Raw genomic sequence first — 4459 nt, 5'->3', positions numbered from 1 at the left:
GATGAGGGATCCCCGAGCCGTGGGTGCGGGGTGGGTGGTCGTGGTGAAGTTGCTGTCGAGCTCTGCGGCCTGGACACGGTGCCGCTTCACCGGGGCCTCGTCGGCCTTTGTGACAGGGCGGCGAAGGACCGGTGTTGCCGAACAGGTGTCGCACCCTATCGCCAGACTCGCCGTGTCACGGCCCGTGCGGCTGCGGTGGCTGTGCTTCTTGCACGGCTTGGACCGACCACGTCAGCAGGTACGCCCGGAATGGGGTGTCGGGGTCACTGCGCCATTCCTGCATCGCCAGCTCGGCCCGCTCAATGGCTTCGACTGCCTCTGGGAACCGCCACACCCGGTTGTGGTGCTCCTCGTCGGGTGCGTGACTGCGCATCGAGGACGAGCTTGCCGCGGGGTCGTGCCGGGGCCGAGCAGTTGTTCAACGCGTGTGCGCTCACCGCGTCAAGGAGGTCCTGGAACTGGTTCGCGGACACCGCGCTCCACCACGCCCGCGCCGCCTCGAGCTCCAGGCGTTCTTCCTCCCGGCGTCGCTCGGCAGCCATCCGGGCCTCCTCGGCCCTTCGCTGCCGTTCTGCTTCCTCGCACTGGCGTTCCGCCCCCCCCACTGGCGCAAGAGCTCTTGATGACGCTTCTCGGCTGCTGCTGCCTGTTGGGCCCGCCGGGCCTGTGCCGCTTCGCGGGCTGCCTCTTCCTTGATAGCCCGGCTGCGGGCCGCTTCCTCCTGACGGGCCTTCTCTCGCTCCTGCCGGCGCTGCTCGGCGGCCGCTTCGCGCTCCAGGCGCTCGCGCTTGAGGACGTCCTGGCGTTGCCGCATGTCCTCATGCCGGACCCACGAGCCGCGCTTCTCGTCGAAACGGGCGATGCCGTCAGCGACCGTCCATGCCTCACCGCGCCGTTCTGGCGAGGTACCCAGCCACGGCACCCGGTCCCGGGGCGTCACCCAGCAGACACCGATCCCGGAGGCGGCGTAACGCCTGGTGCGCTCGCGCAGGTCATCCTCGGTGATCGGGGACAGCTGTGCTTCCCACGCGGTGCGCTGCTCGCCCGTCGGAGAGATGGCGGGCACGTCGGCCCGCCAGGATCCGTCCGGGGCCCGGTGCTCAAGGTCGGCCTGTCAGCCCGCGCGTCGTATCGCCGCGGCGAGCTCCAGCTTGGTGAGGTGGTGCTCCAGCGACTCGTTCGACAACTGGCAGTCCGTGGTGCGGTCGGCGTCGTGGGCGAAGTACCGGATCCGGCGCGGGGAGCGGTTAGCGTGCACGGGCCAGCCGCATTCGGGGCAGGAAAGTGGCGGACGTGGCCGGGTTCGGTAGATCTCTTGCCAGCCGAGTCCGCAGCCGAGGTCGCTGTGGGTGGCGTCAAGCTGTCCGAGGTCGGCATGTACTGCGGTGAAGGCCATGAGGGGGAATCCGTGTCCGGGAGCGGGAGACCGGTGAAGTCTCTGCAGCAGACCGGACACCTCGTGTTCCGGGCCGTTGGCGGGTGAAGGCCGTCGCGCAGTCTGCTGGTTCGCCTGGACGCCGACGGTGCGCGTCTACCGGTGAGGGCGGCCCCAGCCGAAGGGACGCTGTTGGTAAATCCGGGGCCTGCGTGACGACGGCCTGTATGTCCCCGTTGGGGTTGTGCAGGCCGTCGTCGTGTTCAGGGGTGGGTTCGTGTCGTTGTGTGGGGTGGAGCTGGGGGATGTCCCGGAGGAGACCGTGCGGGTGGCGCGTGCGGTGTTCCCGAAGGGGTGTCTAGCGATGCGGGTGCGGGACGCGCTCGGGCCGGTCTTCACTGATGCCCAGTTCGAGGAGTTGTACCCGGTCAGGGGGCGCCCGGCTGTGTCGCCGGCCCGGCTTGCGCTGGTGTCGGTGTTGCAGTTCGCGGAGGGGCTCACGGACCGGCAGGCCGCGCATGCGGTGGCCTCGCGCTTGGACTGGAAGTACGCCCTCTCGCTGGAGCTGACGGATACCGGGTTCGACTTCTCCGCGCTGAGCGAGTTCCGGGCCCGGCTGGTCGACGGCGACGCGGGCCGGGTGGTGTTTGACACGGTGCTGCGGGCCGCGCGGGATGCCGGACTGGTCAAGGCGGGCAAGCGCCAGCGCACGGACGCCACCCATGTGCTGGCCGCGACACGGGACCTGAACCGGCTGGAGTTCGTGGTCGAGACACTGCGTGCGGCACTGAACCAGGTGGCGGAGGCGGCCGGGGACTGGCTGGTGACGGTGGCGGCGCCGGAGTGGTTCGACCGCTATGCGGGCCGACCGGAGGACAGCCGTTTCGCGTCCCGGTGGGCTGCCCGCGTCGAGCACGCTGACCAGTGCGGAGCCGATGGCACGGTGCTGCTTGAGGCCCTCTGGTCGGACTTGGCGCCGCCCGGCTTGCGGCAGCTGCCCTCGGTGGAGTTCCTGCGGCAGACCTGGGTGCAGCAATTCCACTCCGTCGACGGCGCCGTGCGCTGGCGTGACTCCAAGCACCTTCCGCCGGGCCTGATCCGCTTACGCACGCCCTACGAACCCGAGGCCCGGACCGGTTCGAAGCGAGACCTGGGCTGGTCCGGCTACAAGGTCCACCTCAGCGAGACCTGCGAGCCCGATGCCCCGCATCTGATCACGCACATCCAGACCACGCCGGCACCGGTCAACGACGTCGTCGTCCTGGAGGACATCCACACCGCCTTGGCCGAGCGCGGCCTGCTGCCAGACGATCACCTGGTGGACGCCGGTTACGTCGACGCTGAACAGATCCATCACGCCCGGGATGATCACAATGTGGAACTGGTCGGACCGGTCAAGGCCATCAGCGTGAAGGGGCAGGTGAGCGGCGATTTCTTCGACAACACCCGCTTCACCGTCGACTGGGACCAGCGCCAGGCCGTCTGTCCGGGCGGCCAGACCAGCGTCGTCTGGCGGGAGGCCAGAAGCCACCGGGATACTCCGGTCACCCGGGTCCGGTTCGCTGCCCGGCACTGCGGTCCATGCGAACTGCGGACCTCATGCACCGATGCCAAGACCGGCCGCAACTTGACCCTGCGGCCGGCAGCCGAGCACGACATCCTCCAGCAGGTCCGCGTCGAACAGGACACCGACGACTGGCGCCGTCGTTACGGACACCGCGCCGGCGTCGAGGGCACCATCTCCCAAGCCGTCCAGGCCTTCGGCCTGCGCCGATCCCGCTACCGCGGACTCGCCAAGACCCGACTGCAACACCACTTCACCGGCGCCACCATCAACCTCACCCGCCTCGACGCCTGGCTCACCGGCAGACCCCTCGCCCGAACCCGCATCTCACCCTTCGCAGCACTCCGCCCCACTGGATGAGATCCAGCGGGGCGGAATTGACCAACAGCATCCGAAGGGCTGGGGCCGCCCTCACCGTTCAGGAGCAGTCCTCCGGGCAGCGGTGGCGGCCGATTCCCTGGCTCCACCAGTACATCCGTGCGATGCGCGACCGCAGCCGCTTGCGGAACAGGGCGTATCCGCGGATGCCGACAAGGGAGTCGATGGTGACGCCCGCTTCATCGGCGATGACCGCCAGATCCACGGAACTGGGCTCCATCACCCCATCGAGGAGGGGCTCCTACTCCTCGTACTGCAGGGGGCGGCCCTGCGCGGCGCCTCGGCAGCGAGGGCACGGATACGGTCCGTGGGTGTCGCCGAGCAGCAGGGCGACAGCCGGAGCGGCTTCATCAGTCGCCGTTCGAGCGGCCTCATCAGCTTCCGTTCCCATGACTTGAGAGTGTGCATGGCCGCAGCAGATCAGGAGGCCGTCAGGACCGTCACGCCCCGGCGAATCCTTGGCGCCGGCCGCCGCGGTGTGCTTCCGCTCTCAGCGCGGACTCGGCGAGCCGTCCACTGGGCTGATTGGCCGTGGACCTCTTCTGTTCCCCGTCGGTCAGGCGGTCTTGCGTAGGGGCAGGGCGATGACGGCGGCGTCCAGGGCGGCGGTGAAGGTCGCGGCGACGGTGGCGGACTTTTCGGTCATACGGCTGAGCTCGGCCACGGCGAGGTCATCGCGGACGGTGCTGGCGAGGAGCTCGAGGACATCGCCTCTGTCGTCGGTGAGCTGATGGATCTGCTGCAGCTCCTGGTACCGGTTGTCCGCCTCGGTGACCTGGTCGGCGTACACCTCCAAGGCGGTGATGCGCCGCTCGATGCCGTCGAGGCTGGTCTTGAGGGCCGTCGTCGGGTGTCGAGCAGGGCGGCAAGCTTGCTGCTTGTGTCGGGGCCCTTGGGCTCCGCCTGGACCAGGCGGCTGTACTCGCGCAGGGCTTGAGCGATCTCCCATTCCTGCCGGGGGAGGGCCACTTCGTTGTGCTGCCGGTCGATCAGGTCAAGGTGGTGTACGGCCGAGGTGCGCGCCGTCGCCTTCGCCTGCTGGACACGGGCGAGGAGCATACGGGCGTCGTCCGTCAGTTCCGCTGGCCGAACGGATCGCTTCCTGGCCTCGGACAGGCGCCGCAGGGTCCCGTTGTAGCTGG

Annotated in this window: 6 protein-coding genes; 2 read left to right on the top strand and 4 right to left on the bottom strand. The window is 69.3% G+C overall.

Going from position 1 to position 4459, the window contains the following annotated elements:
- Positions 1 to 433: 433 nt before the first annotated feature.
- Together ACFWZ5_RS44875 and ACFWZ5_RS44870 are read right to left on the bottom strand one after the other, a co-directional pair.
- The gene (locus tag ACFWZ5_RS44875; protein ID WP_384892914.1) at positions 434 to 1066 is read right to left on the bottom strand and encodes a hypothetical protein; all 633 of its coding nucleotides are present in this window, start codon (positions 1064 to 1066) and stop codon (positions 434 to 436) included.
- A gap of 48 nt (positions 1067 to 1114) precedes the next feature.
- Positions 1115 to 1258: a hypothetical protein gene (locus ACFWZ5_RS44870; protein ID WP_384892911.1), complete on the bottom strand. Its 144-nt coding sequence runs from the start codon at positions 1256 to 1258 to the stop codon at positions 1115 to 1117.
- A 394-nt stretch (positions 1259 to 1652) separates the two neighbouring features.
- On the opposite strand from ACFWZ5_RS44870, the gene ACFWZ5_RS44865 reads away from it, so the two are divergent.
- The gene (locus ACFWZ5_RS44865; RefSeq protein WP_384892917.1) at positions 1653 to 3299 is read left to right on the top strand and encodes an IS1182 family transposase; all 1647 of its coding nucleotides are present in this window, start codon (positions 1653 to 1655) and stop codon (positions 3297 to 3299) included.
- Between the two features lie 58 nt (positions 3300 to 3357).
- On the opposite strand, the gene ACFWZ5_RS44860 is transcribed toward ACFWZ5_RS44865, so the two are convergent.
- On the bottom strand, positions 3358 to 3522 hold the full coding sequence (locus ACFWZ5_RS44860) for a hypothetical protein (RefSeq protein ID WP_384892908.1): 165 nt from the start codon (positions 3520 to 3522) through the stop codon (positions 3358 to 3360).
- Positions 3523 to 3873: 351 nt separating this feature from the next.
- Positions 3874 to 4113, bottom strand: coding sequence for a hypothetical protein (locus ACFWZ5_RS44855; protein ID WP_384892905.1), 240 nt, complete (start codon positions 4111 to 4113; stop codon positions 3874 to 3876).
- Between the two features lie 137 nt (positions 4114 to 4250).
- Between ACFWZ5_RS44855 and ACFWZ5_RS44850 the strand changes: the two genes are divergently transcribed.
- The coding region (locus tag ACFWZ5_RS44850; RefSeq protein ID WP_384892902.1) for a hypothetical protein at positions 4251 to 4459 on the top strand (209 nt) is incomplete at its 3' end.

The organism is Streptomyces sp. NPDC059003 (genome assembly GCF_042740445.1).
In the GTDB taxonomy this organism is placed as follows: Bacteria; Actinomycetota; Actinomycetes; order Streptomycetales; family Streptomycetaceae; genus Streptomyces.
Note: the sequence above shows the minus strand (reverse complement) of the source record. Positions and strands in the feature narration are given on the sequence as shown.